Annotated in this window: 16 protein-coding genes and 1 other RNA gene; 5 read left to right on the plus strand and 12 right to left on the minus strand. The window is 33.4% G+C overall.

Annotated features, from left to right (window positions below; genetic code table 11):
• Nucleotides 1–3 precede the first annotated feature (3 nt).
• The 9 genes from ACSVH7_RS10685 to dnaX form a co-directional block, all read right to left on the minus strand.
• Complete coding sequence (locus ACSVH7_RS10685) at nucleotides 4–1035, minus strand: pesticidal protein Cry7Aa (RefSeq protein ID WP_438066685.1); 1032 nt, start codon at nucleotides 1033–1035, stop codon at nucleotides 4–6.
• A gap of 166 nt (nucleotides 1036–1201) precedes the next feature.
• Nucleotides 1202–2659 carry an OmpA family protein gene (locus tag ACSVH7_RS10690; protein WP_438066686.1) on the minus strand — a complete coding sequence of 486 codons (1458 nt, stop codon included), beginning with the start codon at nucleotides 2657–2659 and terminating at the stop codon, nucleotides 1202–1204.
• A gap of 160 nt (nucleotides 2660–2819) precedes the next feature.
• Nucleotides 2820–3233 (minus strand): hypothetical protein, encoded by a 414-nt coding sequence (locus ACSVH7_RS10695; protein WP_438066687.1) that lies wholly within the window; start codon nucleotides 3231–3233, stop codon nucleotides 2820–2822.
• 351 nt (nucleotides 3234–3584) lie between these two features.
• The gene (locus ACSVH7_RS10700; RefSeq protein WP_438066688.1) at nucleotides 3585–4022 is read right to left on the minus strand and encodes a response regulator; all 438 of its coding nucleotides are present in this window, start codon (nucleotides 4020–4022) and stop codon (nucleotides 3585–3587) included.
• Nucleotides 4006–6006 (minus strand): ATP-binding protein, encoded by a 2001-nt coding sequence (locus ACSVH7_RS10705; RefSeq protein ID WP_438066689.1) that lies wholly within the window; start codon nucleotides 6004–6006, stop codon nucleotides 4006–4008. Before ACSVH7_RS10705 ends, ACSVH7_RS10700 begins: the two co-directional genes overlap by 17 nt.
• A 78-nt stretch (nucleotides 6007–6084) precedes the next feature.
• A complete protein-coding gene (locus ACSVH7_RS10710; RefSeq protein ID WP_438066690.1) occupies nucleotides 6085–6624 on the minus strand; it encodes a helix-turn-helix domain-containing protein in 540 nt (179 codons plus the stop codon).
• A 732-nt stretch (nucleotides 6625–7356) separates the two neighbouring features.
• A complete protein-coding gene (locus ACSVH7_RS10715; protein ID WP_438066691.1) occupies nucleotides 7357–7914 on the minus strand; it encodes an acetate uptake transporter in 558 nt (185 codons plus the stop codon).
• A 108-nt stretch (nucleotides 7915–8022) separates the two neighbouring features.
• Nucleotides 8023–8310, minus strand: coding sequence for a DNA polymerase III (locus ACSVH7_RS10720; RefSeq protein ID WP_438066692.1), 288 nt, complete (start codon nucleotides 8308–8310; stop codon nucleotides 8023–8025).
• A gap of 368 nt (nucleotides 8311–8678) precedes the next feature.
• The gene (gene dnaX / locus ACSVH7_RS10725) at nucleotides 8679–9764 is read right to left on the minus strand and encodes a DNA polymerase III subunit gamma/tau (protein ID WP_438066693.1); all 1086 of its coding nucleotides are present in this window, start codon (nucleotides 9762–9764) and stop codon (nucleotides 8679–8681) included.
• A gap of 492 nt (nucleotides 9765–10256) precedes the next feature.
• Between dnaX and corA the strand changes: the two genes are divergently transcribed.
• The 5 genes from corA to rnpB all read left to right on the plus strand — a co-directional run bounded on the left by corA (nucleotide 10257) and on the right by rnpB (nucleotide 16542).
• Nucleotides 10257–11327 (plus strand): magnesium/cobalt transporter CorA, encoded by a 1071-nt coding sequence (corA, locus tag ACSVH7_RS10730; RefSeq protein WP_438066694.1) that lies wholly within the window; start codon nucleotides 10257–10259, stop codon nucleotides 11325–11327.
• Nucleotides 11328–11375: 48 nt separating this feature from the next.
• Nucleotides 11376–13469 (plus strand): phosphate acetyltransferase, encoded by a 2094-nt coding sequence (gene pta / locus ACSVH7_RS10735; RefSeq protein WP_438066695.1) that lies wholly within the window; start codon nucleotides 11376–11378, stop codon nucleotides 13467–13469.
• A 53-nt stretch (nucleotides 13470–13522) separates the two neighbouring features.
• Nucleotides 13523–14719 carry an acetate/propionate family kinase gene (locus ACSVH7_RS10740; RefSeq protein ID WP_438066696.1) on the plus strand — a complete coding sequence of 399 codons (1197 nt, stop codon included), beginning with the start codon at nucleotides 13523–13525 and terminating at the stop codon, nucleotides 14717–14719.
• Nucleotides 14720–14859: 140 nt separating this feature from the next.
• Entirely contained in the window at nucleotides 14860–16131 is a 1272-nt protein-coding gene (locus ACSVH7_RS10745; protein ID WP_438066697.1) for a porin, read from the plus strand.
• Between the two features lie 92 nt (nucleotides 16132–16223).
• An RNA gene (rnpB, locus tag ACSVH7_RS10750) (RNase P RNA component class A) lies at nucleotides 16224–16542 on the plus strand.
• 43 nt (nucleotides 16543–16585) lie between these two features.
• On the opposite strand, the gene ACSVH7_RS10755 is transcribed toward rnpB, so the two are convergent.
• The 3 genes from ACSVH7_RS10755 to pheT all read right to left on the minus strand — a co-directional run bounded on the left by ACSVH7_RS10755 (nucleotide 16586) and on the right by pheT (nucleotide 20594).
• The gene (locus ACSVH7_RS10755; RefSeq protein ID WP_438066698.1) at nucleotides 16586–17185 is read right to left on the minus strand and encodes an RsmD family RNA methyltransferase; all 600 of its coding nucleotides are present in this window, start codon (nucleotides 17183–17185) and stop codon (nucleotides 16586–16588) included.
• On the minus strand, nucleotides 17182–17988 hold the full coding sequence (locus ACSVH7_RS10760; RefSeq protein WP_438066699.1) for a DUF3822 family protein: 807 nt from the start codon (nucleotides 17986–17988) through the stop codon (nucleotides 17182–17184). The genes ACSVH7_RS10755 and ACSVH7_RS10760 overlap by 4 nt, the downstream gene beginning before the upstream one ends.
• Before the next feature lie 185 nt (nucleotides 17989–18173).
• The gene (gene pheT, locus ACSVH7_RS10765; protein ID WP_438066700.1) at nucleotides 18174–20594 is read right to left on the minus strand and encodes a phenylalanine--tRNA ligase subunit beta; all 2421 of its coding nucleotides are present in this window, start codon (nucleotides 20592–20594) and stop codon (nucleotides 18174–18176) included.
• Between the last annotated feature and the right edge of the window lie 85 nt (nucleotides 20595–20679).

Raw genomic sequence — 20679 nt, forward strand, 5'->3', positions numbered from 1 at the left:
ATGTTATTTTAGATTCAATAGCAGTTCGGTAAGTAAATCGGGCAGATGAAGAGAAACACAGGCAATTCTTTCATCGGCTGCGCCATAATAAATGTAAAGAGTGTCCTTGTCAACGATGGCGCCAGTTGGAAAACAAACATTATTTACTTCTCCTTTTAATTCCCATTTTGTTTCTGGTTTGAAAAGTGGGTAGGGCAGTCGTGCCAATTCTTTTTGAGGATTTTCTAAATCAAGCAAAGCAGCACATGCACAATACACATAGCCTTTTACGGTATCATGTACTCCGTGATAAATAAGTAGCCAGCCTTTTTCGGTTTCTATAGGAGGACATCCTCCACCGATGTAACTTATTTCGTGTTCATATCTTGGTGATAAAATGATAGTCTCTTTGAATTGAAGCAAATAATTTTGCCAAAAATCAGTTGTCAATTCCGTCAGGTCGTTTACAGAAACTAGCTGGATATCTGGTTTTATTCTATGCAGAAAAAGAAGCTTACCATTGACTCTTCTTGGAAAAAAGATTACATTCTTGTCCCAAACCCAAACTTTTTTTCCGTTTCGTTCCTTGATGCGATCGTGACTGTTGTAGCGCAAGTATTTTTCGTTGATTTTTCCTTTGGTTTCTGCCAATCTTTTGAACTCATCAAACATGATTTGAGGTACTATAATTCCTCTTTTTTCCCAATGCATTAAATCTTTTGAGGTAGCAAGTGCTCCCAGGGCATTTACGCCATCGTAAGCACAGTATGTCAAATAAAAAGTCTCATTAATTTTTACGATTCTTCCATCTTCGACGCCGTGTTCTTCATATTCAAATTGAGGAAAAATTAGAGGCATATCTTTGCGTTCTTCCACTTCTAAGGGTGATTTTAATTTTGCATAACCAATGCTGGAAAAGTTTCCTTTGCCTACCGCTCTGTAGAAAATATGAATGGCTCCTTCATGCATGATTACTGCTGGATTCAATACGCCATTTATTTCAAAACCTAAGAGTGTTTTTTCTAAAATGATGCCTTTTTTTTTTATTGCTAACATGATGATTTGTAGATTGATAGTGTTATCTTGATTTTGGTAAAGATCGATTAATATCAGAGGGATTTTGTTGTATAACTTTTGGTAAAACTTATAAGATTCTTAGGGTTCTAAAACGGAAAAGACGACCATTTAATGTCGTCTTTTTTCCTAAAAATGAAATATTGAATTAATAATTGGTTTTCAATTCTACTCTACGGTTTTTGGCTTTTCCTAAGGCTGATTTATTAGAAGCAATTGGTTTACTTTCTCCATAACCAACTGCAGTTAAACGACTTTCTATTATTCCCTTTTTTATCAAATAGACTTTGACTGAATTGGAACGTTTTTGCGAAAGCGTTTCGTTATAGGCTGCAGTTCCAACACTATCGGTATGACCTTCGATAGTTAAACTAGCCCCTTGATATTTTTCTAAGATTTTAGTCAGTTCGTCTAATTGTGACAATGAAGCAACTTTTAGTTTATCTGAATTATTTTCGAAGAAGATTTTGCTTCCAATGTAAGTTATTCTTACCACATCGGCTTTGGTAATTTCAGGACAGCCTTTGTTTTCAATAGTTCCCATTGCATTTGGACAACGGTCGTCTAAATCGGCAACTCCATCACCATCGGTATCAGGGCAACCTTTCAAACCAGCAATTCCAGCTACATTAGGGCATCGGTCTACGTCATCTGAAACACCATCGTTATCACTATCGATAGGACAACCTTTGCTGTCAACTTTAGTACCTGGTTTGGTATTAGCACATTGATCGTCTATATCGGCCACTCCATCTTTGTCGGCATCAGGACATCCATTCAAGGCTATTGTTCCGGCTTGATCAGGACAACGGTCTTTGGCATCTTCTACGCCATCATGGTCTTTGTCGGGGCATCCGTTTAAAGAAGAAGTTCCTGCTAGGTCTGGACAATTGTCAAGATAATCAGCTACACCATCAGCATCTCTATCCAATGGGCATCCCTTTTTATCCACCACAATGCCACTTGGGGTATCGGGACAATTGTCTTTTTTATCAGAAACTCCATCATTATCTGCATCTTTGGTATCGCCAAGGTTGAAAGTTAATCCCACCATATGCATAAGAAAATCATCTTTTTTACCTTGTACAGCGCCATCTCTGGTATCATTGTCGGTAAACATGAAAGTTTCTTGCAGGTTTAACGAAACAATTGGGGTCAATCGGAAGTTGATCCCTCCACCCGCTGTGGGCAAGGCATAGTCAATTCTTTCTTTATGAAAATTAAGTTGACTGTCAAATAAAAGTACGCCCACACCTCCAAAAACATAAGGTCTAATAGCATATTCTGGACTAACAAAATTGAATTTCAAGTTTAAAGCTACTGAAGAATAATCACTTCTAAAGCCTGCAGTAGTTCCATTATTGTAGCCTAATGTTCCTTTTGAAAGCAAGAGGTTGGCATCTAAATAGCGGTTCAAGTATCTTGAAACAGAAAGTCCTCCAAACCCATACATTGAGTTTTTGGTTTTGTAAAAGTCATGTCCTAAATCACCTTGATATTGAGTGACTCCGCCATGAAGCCCGAGATTCCATTTCTTATCTTCCGTTTGTGCGTTTGATGCAAATGTATACCCGATACATATACATAGAAAGAGTAATTTTTTCATAATGTTTGGTTGTTATGTTTTATGATACAAAGGTGAGGTAGTATGCAGCACTTAATGTTATACAACTTTGTTCTAAACTTGTGTTATTCACACTTTTATTGTCCTCAAGGTGTTTGGATTGATGCCAAAAAAACGAGCCTAAGCTCGTTTAAATTTTAATTTAATTGAATAAATCTTTGATATTATTACCTATTTCGTCCATATCGCGATTGAAATTTCCTTTGAAGGTTTCCCATTGTGTGGCGTTACCATCATACCCAATCAGTTTTTTTTCGAGGTCCATATTTTTGGCCTCTAATTTTTCTATTCGGTTTCTGTACATTCCGTCAAAAGTGTTACCTGGTTGATTCATCTTGTCTTTAAGCACCCCGATTTGCTTTTTGTTGTCGGCAATTTTGATTTGAGCAGAAGCTTTGTAACTTTTCCATTCAGCTGCATTGTTGGCTTTAGTATCGGCTAAATCTTGTTTGGCTTCTGCAATATTATTTTTTGCAGCATTCTCTTTTTGTTGTGCAGTTTTACACGAGGTAAAAATAGTGCCCATAAGTACTAGAATAAGAATTGATTTTTTCATCTTGTTATACATTTAAATGTTTAACAAAGATGCATGGTAAATCAAGCATAATCATTATAGAATTCTATACAAAAGTTATAAGATTCTTATTGAAAGTAGTAAAGTGTAATGCAATACTATGAAGTTGGGACGTAGGTTTTACATTGAAAATTAACAATTAACGATTTTAATATTGGTACCTAAAAATCATCTGTTTTTCAGCGGTATTCATTCAAAAAGATGTCATTTAAAATCAGCAATTAAATTGTTTTTTTTAAACCCAGGTGTTATTATGTCAATTCGAGTAGCTAAAAACGACTAGCTATAATTGATTTAAAATAGATTAGTAGTGCCTTAAGTGTCATTATTCTTTTACATTTTATCAATGTACCATTTTAGCTCTTTTTCCATTTTTTGGTATTTAAATAGGGTTTCTATAGTGTTTTTTATACGCAAAAATGCAGTTTCACTCTTTACAATGTAATCAAATGCTTTATGATGCATACAGCTTATAGCTACGTCTATTTTGTCTTGGCTAGAAAGCATAATTACAGGTATATTGGGATTAGCAATTTTGATACGATCAAGTGTTTCGAGTCCATTCATAGCTGATTTGGTTATTCCGTCTAAATAAAAATCAAGTATGATGATATCAGGAGTATTATTTAAATTCTCCAAACACAATTCACCTGTTTCAAAAGTTTCAATAGCAAAATCTCCATATTTTTGAAATTCGAATGTCAACATTTTTAAAAAAATCATGTCATCATCAACCAAAAATATTTTTTTTTTTTCATTTGTTTTCACCACTATATTTTTTTATTTTTTTTAATTCATGTTCAAGTTCTAGACATGCTTGCGAACAACTTTTTTCTAATTCTAAAACTAGTGCATTGATTTCTTCATTGATTTCAATGGTAAAAGCATATTCATAAATTTTTTTGGCCATAATTAATGCATCAGGATTAATGCCCATAATTGAGAAGGAGGGAATCATTTTGTGTATGGCCGCTTGCATGGTTTTCCAATCTTTATTTTCTAAACTATTTTTTATTGTCATTATTAGCGAAGGAGTTTGTTTTAAATAGGCTATAATGATTTCACTCATCAGATTTGGATCCGATTTTGTGAGTTTATTTAAATAACTCATGTCGATGTATTTGGAAGTCACTTTCTGTAATTTTTCTCCTTTGCTACTCTTGCCACTAAGAGTTGGTTTTTTAGAATATGCGATGAGTTTACTGTACAACAATCTTTCGTCTACAGGTTTTGCAACATAATCATTCATCCCTACGGCTCTACATTTCTCTACATCCACAGTTGTAACATCGGCAGTTAAAGCAATAATAGGAATTTCAAGCTTCATTACATTACGAATATAAATAGTAGCTTCGAAACCGTTCATCTCTGGCATTTGTAAATCCATCAAAATGATATCATATTTTTTGGTTTCTAATTTTTCAATTGCCAGTTTACCATTAGCGGTAATGTCGCACTCAAATCCAAAATCGTCAAGAATGGTTTTCATGAGTAATTGATTGAGCTCCATGTCTTCAACAACTAGAATTTTAGTGTTTTTGATGTCAGTATTCAATTCTATTATTTCAGGCTCTAATACTGCGTCAGCGTTAGTTTTTCCGAATTCTAGTGTAAAACTAAAAATGGATCCTTTTTTTAATTCACTTTTCACTTCGATTTGTCCATTTTGCGCTTCCACTAATTGTTTTGCTATAGCTAATCCAAGTCCTGTTCCACCGAATAATCTTGAAGTACTGCTTGTGGCTTGCCTGAAATTATCGAATATTTCGTTGATTTTTTTTTCTTTAATTCCAATTCCTGTATCTGAAATTGAAAATTTTAAAATGACTTTGTCTTGTGTCTGCTCAAGTAAAGTTACATTAACGGTAATGTTTCCCTTATTGGTAAATTTTACTGCATTACTGACTAAGTTTAGTATTATTTGATGCAATCGAATAGGATCACCAAGCAGGACATCTGGAATTCTTGAATCGTAATTAGTAATTAATTGAAGGTTTTTTTCTTGAATTTTGGTTTCAAAAAGATGTAACATGGCTTTAATTGATAGGTGGAGTTTGAAAGGTGTTTTTTCAAAAGTCATTTTCCCTGCATCCACTTTAGCTAAATCCAAAATATCATTAATCAAAACAATTAGTGCATCACCACTCATTTTGATAGCCATTAAGTATTCTTTTTGTTTGGCATTGAGTTCGGTTTTGAGTACAACCTTAGTAAAGCCAATTATGGCATTCATGGGAGTTCTAATTTCGTGACTCATATTTGAGAGAAACTGTTGTTTGGTTTTTACCGCTTCCTCAGCATTTTTAGTAGCTTTTTCAGCGATAATTTTGGCTTCGGTTAGTTCATTTTCAATTTTTTTTTGCTCAGTGATATCCCTTGCAATCATAACAGCTCCAATGGTTTTTCCATTTTCATCTTTGTAAATAGCACCATTGAATAAAACATCGGTTAATTTATGATCTTTAATGGTTAATGGAAAAGCGGTTACAAAACCCTCCGAGAAAACGAGATCATATGCTGTTTTTGCCTGTTTCGGATTGGTAAAATAAGTTACAAATGCAGAGCTAATTAGTTGTTGTTTTGAAACACCTGTAGCCAATACAGATGCTTCATTGACATCCATTATTTTGCCAGTAGTACCAATAGCAAATAGTGGATCCCGACTAGCTTCAATGAGACTCAATAAGTACTGAGAAGCACGCTCTAACGAATTGATATAATTCTCTAAATCTAGGTCTTTAATTACATTGCTCATTGCAGGTGCTTTTGAATGTTAGTAGATGTTTTTTTTATCAAAAGCAGCAGTTTTTCTGTCCCTTTCGGATAACTTGTTTTAAATATCCTCAATTGGACAACGCCTTTTATCCTTGAGTTGCTTGAAATGTGAAGGAGATAAGCCCGTAACTTTTTTAAACTGACTTGATAAATGGGCTACACTACTATAGCCCATTTTCCAGGCAATTTCAGTGATGTTGTATTCATCATAAATCATTAATTCTTTGATGCGTTCTATTTTGTGAGAAATGATAAATTGTTCTATCGTGGTACCTTGAACTTCTGAAAATAAATTTGCGAGATACGTATAATTGTGATCTAATTTTTCACTCAAATAATCAGAGAAATTTACTTTGATGATTTCGCTAGGATGATGTACCATTTGGATGATACTATTTTTAATTTTTTCAATCAAAATAGCCTTTTTATCGTCCATCAATTCTAATCCAGAGCTTGAAAGTCTTTTCTTAAGATTTTCTCGTTGCATTATGTTGAGCGTTTCCATAATTTCTACCTCACCCAAATCTACCATAATAAAATGCAATCCCATTTCTTTGAGTTGTACTTTTACGGCTAATTTGCAGCGATTACTGACCATATATTTAATGTAAAGTTTCAAATCAGATTGGGGAATTAGAAGAATTACAAAGTTCTTATAAAGTTTATTACATTTATTATACAACTATTTTAAAAAGTTGTATAATTCATAGATTTTGAATGATTTGCAAGTATAAAAATGAATGCAAAGCTCATATTTTCTTCTAAGTTACACATTAAATTTTGTGTATTGAATTATTCTTGAATCCCTCACCTTTCTGACACCTTTGTGGAAGGGATAGCGCAGTTTCGAAACATAGTGTAATCAATCAATCAATCAATCAATTGTGTTCACTTAAATGTCGGGTAGCTTTTTATATTTAATTTTAAGTAAGAAAAAGTGTGTGTATTTATAAAGCAATTTTCTGAAATAGTAGCATCAATAAAAGAAATAAGTGCAATTTTTTTTCTAACACAGAAACAGATATTTTGGATATTATACCACTAGCACAAAAAAAATCGGATTACTTTTCTAGAGTAATCCGATTTTTTTTTTAATCTAGAATCTGTATTAGACTTTGTAGCGAAACTAAATTATTCAATAAAAGCATGAGCTCACGAGCTATTTTTAATAAAGGAATACTTTTGTATTTTGAATTTAAAAATAGGAGTAAGTTCTTGGTTTTGAAGAAAAAATATATTCAGGTAACTCCACTAAAAAATAAAAAAAATGGTGAAGTAATTTTGCTGTAGTAGATTTCTAATGAGGAATCTGAGTTTAAGATACAAGAAGTTAAAAAGGCAACACTCTTTTGTTTTTTACTTCTTCTAATAATTCAGCAACGGCTAGATAGAAAGCGCTTCCACCACAAATAATACCAATGACGCCAGCAATCTCATTAATGAACTCGTTGTTTAAAAATTTAGAAAGTGCAAGAGTAAAGAATAAAATAGTCAACGATAAAAATACAAACTGTTGCACTTTGCTTCCGCCCCAAGTTCCCCACCACATAAAAGCGGTAAACAGCCCCCATAAAACTAAATAGCATCCAAAGAAAGAAGCCGTAGTGGATCCAGCCATCTCAAATGAGGTGTTAGGAAGCAACCAAATGGCAACTAACGAAAGCCAGAAAAAACCATAGGAAGTAAAAGCGGTACCTGCAAAAGTTTTTCCCTGTGTATAAGAGATAATTCCTGCTATAATTTGAGCGATTCCGCCGTAAAAAATACCCATTGAAATAATGACACTACTAACAGGAAAAAATCCCATGTTGTGAATGTTTAATAAAATTGTAGTCATACCAAATCCTAAAAGACCTAGAGGAGCTACATTTGCTTGTTTTTTTTCCATCTTTTTGTAAAACTTTTTTTAATGGTACAAAATTAAAGGATAAACGATCCAAAAAGAGGATGTGAATTGGCAAATAAATGTTAAAATAAAGTTGGTTTTAACAATATTTTATGCGTCAACGTGTAAACCAAAAGTGGCTCGAAGCAAATCAATGGCAGGATTAAGTTCTTTCAAACGGTTATAACGATCTTGGTCGTTTAAATTTCTTTTGATTTCAATTGTTTCGTTTACAATAACATCAATGGTAATTTCATGATTGTGAAGGTGTCCTTTCAAATGACCCAATAGTCCATGTTTTTCACTTTCGAAATCTAATTTAGAACCTTCATTTGGTAATTCGATGGTGATTTTAGTACCATCCAACTTGGGATCGTTGATTAGTAATAACGATTCCATTATTTTATAACCTTTATTTCCTAATTTTTGAGCATATTTTGTCCACTGCAATAACATTTGAGTTTCAGTAAAAGCTTCGGTGGGTGAATGTGCTACTTCTCTAACTATTGATTTACTACTTTCTTCTAATGCTTTTTTCGCACGAATACTTGATAATGAAAACGCAGAAACTTTGGTTTCATCTGGTTTATAGGCGAGCTCAGGTTTTACTACTTCAGTAATAGAGGGTGCTGTTTCTTGTTTTGAAACCGATGGAGTAGGTAAGGAAGTGTTCGTTTCTTCCTTAGAAATCGTGATTGGTTGATCAGAAACAGAGGGTTTTACTTCTGTGATAGCATAGTCATTGTTTCTGAAAAAGGTCGGAGGAATTATGTAAGACTCAGCTTTTTTTTTTCTCCATCAAAAGTGATAGAGGCCAATTGCATCAAGCAAAGTTCTACCAATAACCGTTGATTTTGGCTTACTTTGTACTTCAAATCGCAGTCATTTGCAATATCAATTCCCTTTAGTAAAAAATCTGGACTACATTTTTGAGCCTGTTCGCCATACAATTGCTGTGCTTGTTCTCCCATTTCTAACAATGTAAGCGTAGCAGGAGTTTTAGCAACTAATAAATCTCTAAAATGCGAGGCCAATCCAGAAACAAAATGATGTGCATCAAACCCTTTGGAAAGAATGTCATTGAAAGCCAGTAATACATCTGGAATTTTGTTCTCTAAAATAAGATTTGTGATATTGATATACGTCTCGTAATCCAAAACATTTAAGTTTTCAGTTACCGCTTGACGTGTCAAATTGGTGCCACAAAAAGAAACAACACGATCAAAGATAGAAAGCGCATCACGCATTGCTCCATCAGCTTTTTGAGCAATAATGTGTAACGCATCGTCTTCAAATAGAATACCTTGATTTTCGGCCACATCTGCTAAATGTTCTTTAGCATCTTTTACGGTTATTCTTTTAAAATCAAAAATCTGACATCGCGACAAAATCGTGGGTATGATTTTATGTTTTTCTGTCGTTGCCAAAATAAAAATGGCGTGTTTAGGTGGCTCTTCTAATGTTTTTAAAAAGGCATTAAAGGCCGCAGAGGATAACATATGTACCTCATCTATAATATAAACTTTGTATTGTCCGGTTTGGGGTGGAATTCGAACCTGATCAATCAAATTTCGAATATCATCTACTGAATTGTTTGAAGCAGCATCTAATTCAAAAACATTGAAGGCAAAATCTTCTTCAGGATCATCATAACCGGGTTGGTTGATTTTACGCGCTAAAATTCGAGCACATGTTGTTTTGCCAACGCCTCGAGGCCCCGTAAATAAAAGTGCCGAAGCCAAATGGTTGTTTTCGATAGCATTAAGCAATGTATTGGTAATCGCTTTTTGACCTACAACATCTTTGAAGGTTTGTGGACGATACTTTCTTGCTGATACTATAAATTGTTCCATTGTGTATTTGATTCAAAAGCAAATATAGCTTTTAAATTAAAAATATAAAAAGTTCCATGTTGAATTGTTATTTTTTTTTACTGACATAAAGCTAATGTGTTGACTGATTGTTGTTTTCTTTTAGTCTTGAAATAATTTAATTTTGAAAGAAGTTAATAGTAATGTGACGAGTAAAATTTGAAATCATTTGGATGAAAAATAGGAACTTTATTTATACATTGTTCACAGTGTTGTAATATGATTAATAGGTGGTTTTTACAGTGTTTTTTATCTGATTCAGGCTAGGATTTTAAGGTTGAATCAAATATACTTTGGAATCATAAAATAAACTTAAACCTGATTTTTCTCATAACGCGACTGTAGTTTTTTAATTATTTTTGTAGCTATAAAACTTTCATTTTCGATTAATGAACATGAAATTGTTCTCTAATTTTCTCTTAATCAATTTGTTATTTATTTGTTTTTTGTAATATTACTATATAATTTTATGGGATGAGAAAAATTAGATACCGAAAAGGACGAAAAATTCAGCCCAATAATTTGGAATATACAGGCATTCATAAAGATAAAGAATCTGAAATACAACTTTTCGTTTATGATTTAGTGGGATTCTATGAAGCTATTGATATTGAGTTAATTGACTTAAAGAAAAGGCTAGATTTCTCTAGAAACAATTGGTTGAATGTTCATGGTTTAAATAACATCAAATTAATAAAAGACATTGGGGATTTTTTTTCAATAGACACGTATGTGCTGTCGGATATTCTTAATACAACCAGAAGGTCTAAATTAGAAGAAACCCATGATCAATTGTTCTTTACCATCAAATCGATTTTACCAAGTGAGAATTCTGATAACATTTCTGTGGAGCAAATCAGTTTTGTTTTAAAAGATGGGGTTTTGATCTCTTTTCAAGAAAGGCGTTCGGACTTTTTTGCTCATATTAGAGAAAGGATAAGAAATAATGCGACCAATTTAAAAAGTAAAAAGACAGATTATCTTTTATATACCTTGCTAGATGCGGTTATGGAAAATTTTTACATCACAATTGAAAATGAAGAAGACAAATTAGAGGAAATTATTGCGCTTTCCAAGCATAGTTCAAATCCCATTATCTTGGAAAGAATTGAAAAACATCGTGATAATTTTAATTTTCTAAAACGATCAATAATACCGCTTCGAGATTCTTTATATGATATCAAAAGTATAAAAGACGATACTACATTTAATGTCATTCAGCCTAATAATTTTGTTTTTTTTGCCAGATTACATCAAAAAACCTTAGAACTTTTGGAACAAATTGATTCAGATATGGGATTGTTAGAGGGAGCCTCAAATTTCTTTTTTACCACTCAATCACATAAAATGAATGAAATAATGAAAACGTTAACTATTGTCTCGGCCATTTTTATACCGCTCACATTTATAGTAGGAGTCTACGGGATGAATTTTGATAACATGCCTGAGTTACGCTATCAAAATGGGTATTTTTATGTGTTGTTTTTAATGCTTTTAATTGGAATTGGAATGGTTTTCTATTTCAAAAAAAGAAAGTGGTTTTAGTTTTATAAAATAGATTTTTTTACAAAATATAGATAAATATAGAGAATTATGAACAAAGCAATTTATATAGCCACAAGCGAAAAAAACTGTGGAAAATCGATTATTAGTTTAGGTTTGATGCAAATTTTAATGGGTAAAACCGCTCGAGTAGGGTATTTTAGACCGATTATAGAAGATTTTGAAGAAGGCGAATTTGATAATCATATTGAAACGGTTATTTCTCATTTTGGCCTAGATATGAAGATAGAAGACGCTTATGCCTTCACTAAGAGCAAATTGATCAAAAAGAAAAACAAAGGGAAGATTGGCGAAGTTTTGGATGTCATCATCGAAAAGTTTAAAAAATTAGAGGAAAAATACGATTTTGTATTAGTAGAAGGTACTAGTTTTATTGGAGAGGGAACGGCTATAGAATTAGATACCAATGTGTTAATTGCTAAAAATTTAGGTATTCCAACGATAATCATAGGTTCAGGTGTGGGAAAAACTTTGGATGAGCTAGTAGATAGTTTGTATTTGGCCTATGATTCATTCAAAGTTAAAGATGTTGAAGTAATATCGGTTATTGCTAACAAGGTTCAATCGGAAAATGTTGAATTGGTTACTAATGCGTTAATAAAACAATTGCCTAGTACAGTACTGGTTAATGCCATTCCACTTATTTCTAGCTTAAATAATCCAACCGTTCAAGAGATTGTCAACGAGATTGGAGCCAAAGTTTTGTTTGGTCAGGATTATCTTAACAATCAAACTGGAAGTTATAGTATTGGCGCCATGCAATTGCCTAATTACCTTTTACACCTGAAGGATAATGCTTTGATTATTACTCCTGGCGACAGGGCAGATATTATTTTGGGTGCATTACAAGCTAACGAGTCGGCTAATTATCCATCAGTAGCTGGTATTGTGTTGACAGGAAATTTAATGCCTGAAGAAAGTATTTTGCAGCTAATAGAGGGGCTATCAACCGTAGTTCCTATACTGACGGTGCCAGGAGGTACCTATAATGTTTCGAATCAGATAGGAGCGATTAAGTCTAAGATTTATGCCAATAACATTCAAAAAATTGAAACTTCGATCGCTACTTTTGAAAAATACGTTGATGTTGACGCTTTGGCTGAAAAGTTTACCACTTTTGAGAACGGTGGAATTACGCCAAAAATGTTTCAGTATAATTTGGTAAAAAGAGCCAAAAAAGTTAGAAAACATATTGTTTTGCCAGAGGGGAATGATGATCGCATCCTAATAGCAGCCTCCCGTTTACAAGTAATGGACGTGGTGGATATGACGATCATTGGAAATAAAAAACAAATTGAAGCAAAAGTATTAGAATTAGGTTTAGATCTTGATTTTAGTAGAGTAGCAATTATTTCGCCTAGAGAGTCAGAACATTATGAAGATTATGTAAATACTTACTTTGAACTAAGAAAAGCGAAGAATATTTCAATCACAACAGCTAGAGATTTGATGGAAGATGTGTCTTATTTTGGGACAATGATGGTATACAAAGGTCATGCAGATGGAATGGTTTCGGGAGCGGCACATACCACACAACATACCATTTTACCAGCACTTCAATTTATTAAAACCAAACCCAATTCGTCGGTAGTTTCCTCAGTTTTCTTTATGTGTTTGGAAGATAGAGTTTCGGTTTTTGGGGATTGTGCTATTAATCCAAATCCTACAGCGGAACAATTGGCAGAAATTGCTATTTCCTCTGCAGATACCAGTAAAGCATTCGGAATTGAGCCTAAAGTTGCAATGCTTTCTTATTCTTCTGGGACTTCAGGAAAAGGGGACGAGGTAGAAAAGGTAAGAGCAGCAACAGAAATTGTAAAAATAAAAAGACCTGATATCAATATTGAAGGTCCTATTCAATATGATGCAGCAGTCGATATGAATGTTGGGAAAAGTAAAATGCCAGATTCAACAGTTGCAGGTCAAGCTAGTGTACTCATTTTTCCTGATTTGAATACCGGAAATAATACCTACAAAGCAGTGCAAAGAGAAACAGGCGCTTTGGCCATAGGTCCAATGTTACAAGGACTTAACAAGCCTGTTAACGATTTGAGTAGAGGTTGTACAGTAGATGATATCATTAATACAGTGGTGATTACAGCTATTCAAGCACAAGATTTGTAATCATTCAGGATTGTAGTAAAAGGTTTTAAATCAACAAATTAAATAGTAAATAAATGAAAGTAGTAATTATAAATTCAGGAAGTTCTTCAATAAAATACCAATTAATTGAAATGCCAGAGCAAAAAGTAATCTGTTCAGGTATGATTGATCGTATAGGATTAGATACTTCCAACTTGACTTACACCACAGATGCGCATAAAATAGTGGAATCATTGCCTATTGCAAATCATAAAATCGGGTTGCAAAAAATAGCGCAATTGTTGATGGATGGTAAAGTAGGAGTGATTCAATCTACTTCTGAAATTAAAGCGGTAGGCCATAGAGTAGTGCACGGTGGTAGTGCTTTTTCTAATACTGTTGAAATTACAGAAGAAGTGAAAGAACAAATTCGCCAATTAATTGAATTGGCTCCCTTGCATAATCCAGCTAATTTGGAAGGAATTTTGGTAGCAGAACAAATTTTTGATGCAGCAAAACAAGTAGCTGTTTTCGATACAGCTTTTCATCAAACCATGCCAGTAGAAGCATACAAATATGCTATTCCAAACTTTTTATTAACTGAAAATAAAATTCGGGCTTATGGTTTTCATGGTACAAGCCATAAATATGTTTCTGAAAAAGCGATAGAATATTTAACTCAAAAAGCCAATCATAAAGCAGATAAAATAATTACCATCCATTTAGGAAATGGCTGTAGTATGACGGCTATTAAAGATGGAAAAAGTATTGATCATACCCTTGGCTTTGGACCGATGAATGGGTTAGTGATGGGGACTCGAAGCGGTGATGTTGATGCTTCTGTAATCTTCTATTTGATTAAATCATTGGGTTATTCTGCAGACGAAGTAAATACTTTGTTACAAAAACAAAGTGGGATGTTAGGATTAACTGGTTATAGTGATTTACGAGATATTGAAAGTAATGCTGAGGCAGGAAATAAAGAATGTCAGTTAGCATTAGCTATGAATACTTATAGAATTAAAAAATTCATTGGAGCCTACACTGCAGTTTTAAACGGATTAGACGCTATTGTTTTTACGGCAGGAATTGGAGAAAATTCCGATGTAATTCGTCGATTAGTATGTGATGAAATGGATTATTTTGGCATTGAGTTAGATCACGAAAAAAACAATACGCGTTCTAAAGAAATTAGAGAAATCAATGCACTAAATGCTAAAACCAAAGTACTTGTAATTCCAACCAATGAAGAAGTTGAAATTGCAAATCAAGTGTACACTCTTTTGAATTAAACGGTATAATTGATGATTTTACGAGAGTTATCTTATTTGGCAGTACTTCATTAAAACACAAACCTAGATTTCTTACAAAGGAATCTAGGTTTTTATTTTTCTGCCATTTTGTTTTTGTATTTTTGAAAAAAAAAAGTGTTATGAGACTCCCAAAAAAAATAACCACACCTTTGTTTTGGAACCAACTTTTTAAGTATCCTTTTTTCTTACTGATACTACTGCTAAGTTTGGAATCATATGCTCAAGTATTTGAGAGAAAAAGTAAAGATAATAATGATTTGAAGTTATCTACGCTTCCCTATTACAGTTTTGGAAAGGGAATTGGGATTACTTCTCCTGATAGTTTGTATCAATTGAACATTCGATTTAGAATGCAAAGTCGGTTAAGCTATTTGGAAAATGAAGACGGAAGTTCAGGATATGATGCACAAATTAGAAGATTGCGATTGCGTTTTGATGGATATATTGGCTCACCCAAAATTTTGTATGCTATTCAATTGTCTTTTGCTCCAGGAGATGTGGGTGAAATTGTAGAGGGTGAAAATTTAAATATTATTCGGGATGCGGTTGTAATGTATCGACCCAATAAAAACTGGAATTTTAGCTTTGGTCAAACTAAATTACCGGGCAATCGACAACGGGTTAATTCTTCAGGTGCGTTGCAATTAACAGATCGAACCATTAATAATGCAAAATTTACTATAGATCGTGATTTTGGATTTCAAATTCACAATATTAATGAATATGAGGATCGTTTTTCTTATAATTTTAAAGGGGCAATTAGCACAGGTGAAGGGAGAAATGTCACTAATAAAGTAGATAAGGGAATAGCCTTGACAGGAAAAGTGGAACTATTCCCTTTTGGTTCATTTTCAAGAGATGGAACTACTTTTGAGGGCGATTTGATGCGAGAAAAAAAACCAAAATTATTACTTTCAGGTGCTTTTCAACAAAATAATAATGGGCAGCGGACACAAGGTCAGTTAGGAAGTGATTTATATGAAAAAAGAACCATGCAATCCGTTTTACTAGATATGATGTTTAAATACAACGGATGGGCAGCTATGTCAAGTTATATGTCTAGAACTAGCAGTAAAAACGCTATAACCATAAACCCTTTGGATGCAAGTCAAAAAAAATATGTTTTTGTTGGACATGGGTTTGATTACCAATTAAGTTATTGTTTTCCCAGTAATTATGAAGTAATAGGGAGGTATTCTACCCAAAATGTTGGGAAAGACATAACGTCATTAACCCCTAATACAAAAGAACTTAGTTTTGGAGTGACTAAATATTTTTGGCAACATACTTTTAAATTACAAAGTGAAATTAACTATGATACCCTAACTTTCTTTGATGGATCTACGAAAAATAATTGGTATTTGCGTTTTCAAGTAGAAATTGGAATTTAGAATAGTAGCTCTTTTACCTATAAAAATCTATTGTATTAGCTCATAATTCTAACTGTTTTAAAGGAAATATAGTTTTAAAAAGTTACTTTTGCACAGCAGACCGCCTTATCGTCGTTCCGTTATGGAAGGGAGGAAAGTCCGGACACCACAGAGAAGCATAGCGGGTAACTCCCGTCGGTTCCAATTCGTTGGGATTAGGACAAGTGCAACAGAAAGTATGTACAGGTAAGGCTGTAGTGAAACCAGGTAAACTCTATGCGGTGAAATATCAAGTATATCAGCATTTAAGGGCTTCTCGTTCGTTGCTGAAGGGTAGATAGCTTGAGCTTATGAGTAATTATAAGTCTAGATAAATGATAAGGGTTTCGAGCAATCGAAATACAGAATCCGGCTTATAGGTCTGCATTTTTTTAAAATTAATAGTTTCTCAGTCTCTTATAATTCTTTACTTTTTTTATTCTTCTGAATCGGTGACTTCAAAATCATCGTCGTTTAACTCTTCATCATCATCCGTGTTGTTGAATTCAAAGAAGCTAAAAAAAGAACCACCATAACTTTTTTGAAATGAAAAATTATCCAAATGATTCATTTTGGTGTATTTAGAATGTTCAATAATCATCATCCCATCTTCATTAAGCAAGTTTTTTTCGAAAATCAAAAGTACCACTTTTTCAAAAGTAGCTTGGTCCAATCCATAAGGCGGATCGGCAAAAATAATATCGTAGGTAGTTTTGCAGTTTTCCAAAAACTTAAAAACATCGCTTTTGGTAGCTGCAATTGTAAAATCATATTCAGCAGCGATTTGTTTGATGAATTTTATACAACCAAAATCACCGTCAACTGAAGTAATTGGATAGCTGCCCCTTGAGGCAAATTCGTAACTAATATTTCCAGTGCCAGAGAATAAGTCCAGTATTTTTAAACCTTCAAAATTGAAATGATTGTTCAATACATTAAACAAAGCTTCTTTGCTCATGTCGGTTGTAGGGCGCACCGGAAGGTTCTTGGGCGGTTGAATGCGTCTTCCTTTGTATTTTCCTGAAATGATTCTCATGAGTGGAATAGTATAAAATGTTGTCTGTTGTTGGCTTCTGAAAACGTGTTGCTTCTCTGTAAAGTGCTTACATCAAAAAGCGAAATGTTTCGGATGTATTGGTAGGCTAATTGGTAATAAGGACTTTCTTCGTTACAATTTCCTATAATTTCTAACGGAAAATTTTCGGGATTTAAACTCAATTGCTCGGCTGTAAAGAGCAGGTAATACAAGAAATCTTCGGGTGTGGCATATTCAAATGAATTGAAAAATAGCAGTTGTTGGTTTTGTACCACAATAATCTCAAAGTGAGCATTATTAAAATGAATGACCATCTTTTTGTCATCATTGTTTTTGGAAGCCTCAAGTATTTTTGTAATCAAAATACTATTCGCATGTCTATAATCAAACGAACCAAATTGATCTATAAAAAAATTGTTGATGTTCACATAAGGGATATAAACAGTATTCATATCATAATTGGCGATTGTGTCATAAGCGAAAAAATCGGTATCGAAAACTTTGGTGTTGTACTGTAAATAACTTCCTAAATAATTTTCGTCAAACAAAGCTTTGGGGACAAATGTAGATAAGGTATTATTGTGAATAACCACTACTTCATCATAGGTATCTTTGAGTTCTGGACAATCTTGAAAAGCATCTGCAAACAAATCCTCAATTTTTGTTGCTTTTTGAAAAGTGTCAAAATGGACTTCATTAAAGGATTTGATTTTGTGATTTAAAGTATCAAAACAACAAAATGACAAACCTGTTAAGGAAACTTGAATGGATAGTTTGTTGTATTTTTTCTCCGTAATGCTCATTTTAGTGCTTTTTAATAGTTAACAAACTTACAAATTTAAATAGCAATTTTCATTTTAAAAAAAGCTTTCCAAATTGAATTGGTGAAAAACTAATATTGAATTAACAATTCGTTAAAAAAAGGATCTCAAAACCATTTGATTTTGAGATCCTTACTGTTTTGTAATTGGTGATCAGTGCTTTTACATTATCGAATGGTAGCTCCTAATTCTGATTCAAAACTCTTTTGTAGTTTGTTCATGATTTTATCAATTTGCGAATCTTCAAGAGTCTTAGTTGTATCCTGAATAATGAAGCTTAACGCATAGGATTTTTTTCCTTCGGGTAAATTAGCGCCTTCATACACATCAAAAAGATTGATTTCCTTTACTAATGTTTTTTCGGTTTGGCGTGCAATTTTATACAAAGCGTCATAGGTGATCTGGGTATCTAATAGCAAAGCCAAGTCACGACGTACCTCTGGGTATTTAGGAATATCAGTGAATTTTATTTTGTTTGAAACCAATTTTAAAACCAAAGCCCAATTAAAATCGGCAAATAAGATCTCTTGCTTGATGCCAAAATGCTTGGCGATTGATTTTTTAACAACGCCAAATTCAACTAAGGTTTCTTGACCAATACCTAAAGCAATTCCTTCAGAAAAAACATCTGAAGTTACCGGAATACTGATAGATTTTTGAATACCTAATTTTTCTAAAATAGCCATTACATATCCTTTGAATAAAAAGAAATTTGAAGGTTGCAATGGATTGTTCCAATTTTCTCTTGAAGTATTTCCAGTTTGAAATAAAGTCAAATGTTTGATTTCTTCATAACCCGCCTCGAAATTGTGATATGTTTTTCCAAATTCGAATAATTTCAAATCTGAATTTTTTCTATTGATGTTGTAGGCTAAGGCTTCAAGTCCAGAAAACAAAAGAGATTGTCTCATAGTAGACAAATCACTGCTCAAAGGGTTTAGCATAGTGACATTATGTGTTTCCTTAAGTGTTTCAGAAAGCGATATATAGCTTGCGGTTGTCAAAGAATTAGCCATCATTTCATGAAAACCTTGAGCATTCAATTGAGAGGCAACGGTATTTTGCACTTTATAGTCTTCTGTTCTGGGTGAATTTGAAACTGAGGCATTTACTTTTTTTGAAATGCCAATATTGTTGTAGCCGTAAACACGCAAAATTTCTTCTATAACGTCTATCTCACGTTGTACATCCACACGGTAGCAAGGAATAATTAACCCTAAACCAGCATCAGTAACACTATTTACTTTTATTTCTAAAGAAGCTAGGATTTGTTTTATAGTATCTTTTGGAATTTCTTGACCTATGATTTTGGCTACTTTATTGAAATTTAAAAATACTGTAAAATCTTCTGCTTTTTTTGGATAAATATCAATAATATCAGAAGTAATCTCACCACCAGCAACTTCTTGAATTAATAAAGCGGCTCTTTTTAAGGCATATTCCGTTATAGTAGGGTCAATTCCTCTTTCAAAACGGAAAGAAGCATCCGTATTCAATTGGTGTCTTTTGGCTGTTTTTCTAATGCTTATCGGATTGAAATAAGCACTTTCTAGGAAAATAGACGTAGTGTTTTCAGAAACTCCTGATTTTTTACCACCAAATACACCTGCAATACACATTGGACCTTTATCGTCACAAATCATCAAATCCTCTTCATGTAATGTTCTTTCTATCTCATCTAAAGTGATGAATTTAGTGCCTGCTTCTAATGTTTGTACATGAATCTTACCATTAATTTTGCTGGCATCAAAAGCATGTAAGGGTTGACCTAAATCATGTAAAACATAATTCGTGACGTCTACGATATTGTTTTTTGGATTAATTCCAATAGCTTTTAATCGATTTTGCAACCATTCTGGAGAACTTTTTACAGTAATTCCAGAAATTGTTACCCCACAATATCTTGGGGCTAATTTATTGTTTTTAACATCAACATCAATTTTTAGAGTTCGTTTATCGACTCTAAAATTACTAACAGAAGGGGTAATTAATTCTACATTAACACCACTTTGTAGCATACCAGCTCTTAGATCACGCGCGGTCCCTAAATGGCTCATCGCATCGGCGCGATTTGGAGTAAGTCCAATCTCGAAAACCTCATCATTTTCGATATTAAAAACGGTGGACGCTTTGGTACCAGCTATTAATTTTTCGTCTAACACCATGATTCCATCGTGACTTTCACCTAGACCTAATTCGTCCTCGGCACAAATCATTCCATGACTTTCTTGTCCTCTGATTTTTCCTTTCTTAATGGTAAACGATTGTCCGTCTTTGTCATATAAAACAGTACCAATGGTGGCTACGGGAACTTTTTGACCAGCTGCAACATTGCTAGCGCCACATACTATTTGAACAGGAACACCATCTCCTAAGTCTACCGTTGTAACTTTTAATCGATCAGCATCGGGATGCGGTACACAAGTGAGTACGTGTCCTACTACAATGCCTTCTAAACCTCCTTTAATAGATTGGTACTTATCTACAGTTTCTACTTCAAGACCTAAATCAGTAAGTAAAGCTGCTGTTTCTTCAGAATTCCAATCGATTTTAATAAATTGTTTTAACCAATTATATGATACCTTCATTTGTCATTTTTAATAAGATTGCAAATATAAGGATTGCACCTTGGCGAGAGAAACATTTTGGTTATTTTTTAAACCCAGAATCTGC

This window comes from Flavobacterium sp. TSSA_36, from assembly GCF_051547165.1.
Taxonomy (GTDB): Bacteria; Bacteroidota; Bacteroidia; order Flavobacteriales; family Flavobacteriaceae; genus Flavobacterium.

What these genes read in the sequence shown, in the direction of transcription:
- ACSVH7_RS10685 (WP_438066685.1), bottom strand. Translation starts at nt 1,035, where the DNA reads ATGTTAGCAATAAAAAAAAAAGGCATCATTTTAGAAAAAACACTCTTA.
- ACSVH7_RS10695 (WP_438066687.1), bottom strand. Translation starts at nt 3,233, where the DNA reads ATGAAAAAATCAATTCTTATTCTAGTACTTATGGGCACTATTTTTACC.
- ACSVH7_RS10760 (WP_438066699.1), bottom strand. Translation starts at nt 17,988, where the DNA reads ATGAGCATTACGGAGAAAAAATACAACAAACTATCCATTCAAGTTTCC.
- ACSVH7_RS10745 (WP_438066697.1), top strand. Translation starts at nt 14,860, where the DNA reads ATGAGACTCCCAAAAAAAATAACCACACCTTTGTTTTGGAACCAACTT.
- ACSVH7_RS10720 (WP_438066692.1), bottom strand. Translation starts at nt 8,310, where the DNA reads ATGGAATCGTTATTACTAATCAACGATCCCAAGTTGGATGGTACTAAA.
- ACSVH7_RS10710 (WP_438066690.1), bottom strand. Translation starts at nt 6,624, where the DNA reads ATGGTCAGTAATCGCTGCAAATTAGCCGTAAAAGTACAACTCAAAGAA.
- ACSVH7_RS10715 (WP_438066691.1), bottom strand. Translation starts at nt 7,914, where the DNA reads ATGGAAAAAAAACAAGCAAATGTAGCTCCTCTAGGTCTTTTAGGATTT.
- pta (WP_438066695.1), top strand. Translation starts at nt 11,376, where the DNA reads ATGAACAAAGCAATTTATATAGCCACAAGCGAAAAAAACTGTGGAAAA.
- pheT (WP_438066700.1), bottom strand. Translation starts at nt 20,594, where the DNA reads ATGAAGGTATCATATAATTGGTTAAAACAATTTATTAAAATCGATTGG.
- ACSVH7_RS10740 (WP_438066696.1), top strand. Translation starts at nt 13,523, where the DNA reads ATGAAAGTAGTAATTATAAATTCAGGAAGTTCTTCAATAAAATACCAA.
- ACSVH7_RS10690 (WP_438066686.1), bottom strand. Translation starts at nt 2,659, where the DNA reads ATGAAAAAATTACTCTTTCTATGTATATGTATCGGGTATACATTTGCA.
- ACSVH7_RS10705 (WP_438066689.1), bottom strand. Translation starts at nt 6,006, where the DNA reads ATGAGCAATGTAATTAAAGACCTAGATTTAGAGAATTATATCAATTCG.
- corA (WP_438066694.1), top strand. Translation starts at nt 10,257, where the DNA reads ATGAGAAAAATTAGATACCGAAAAGGACGAAAAATTCAGCCCAATAAT.
- dnaX (WP_438066693.1), bottom strand. Translation starts at nt 9,764, where the DNA reads ATGGAACAATTTATAGTATCAGCAAGAAAGTATCGTCCACAAACCTTC.
- ACSVH7_RS10755 (WP_438066698.1), bottom strand. Translation starts at nt 17,185, where the DNA reads ATGAGAATCATTTCAGGAAAATACAAAGGAAGACGCATTCAACCGCCC.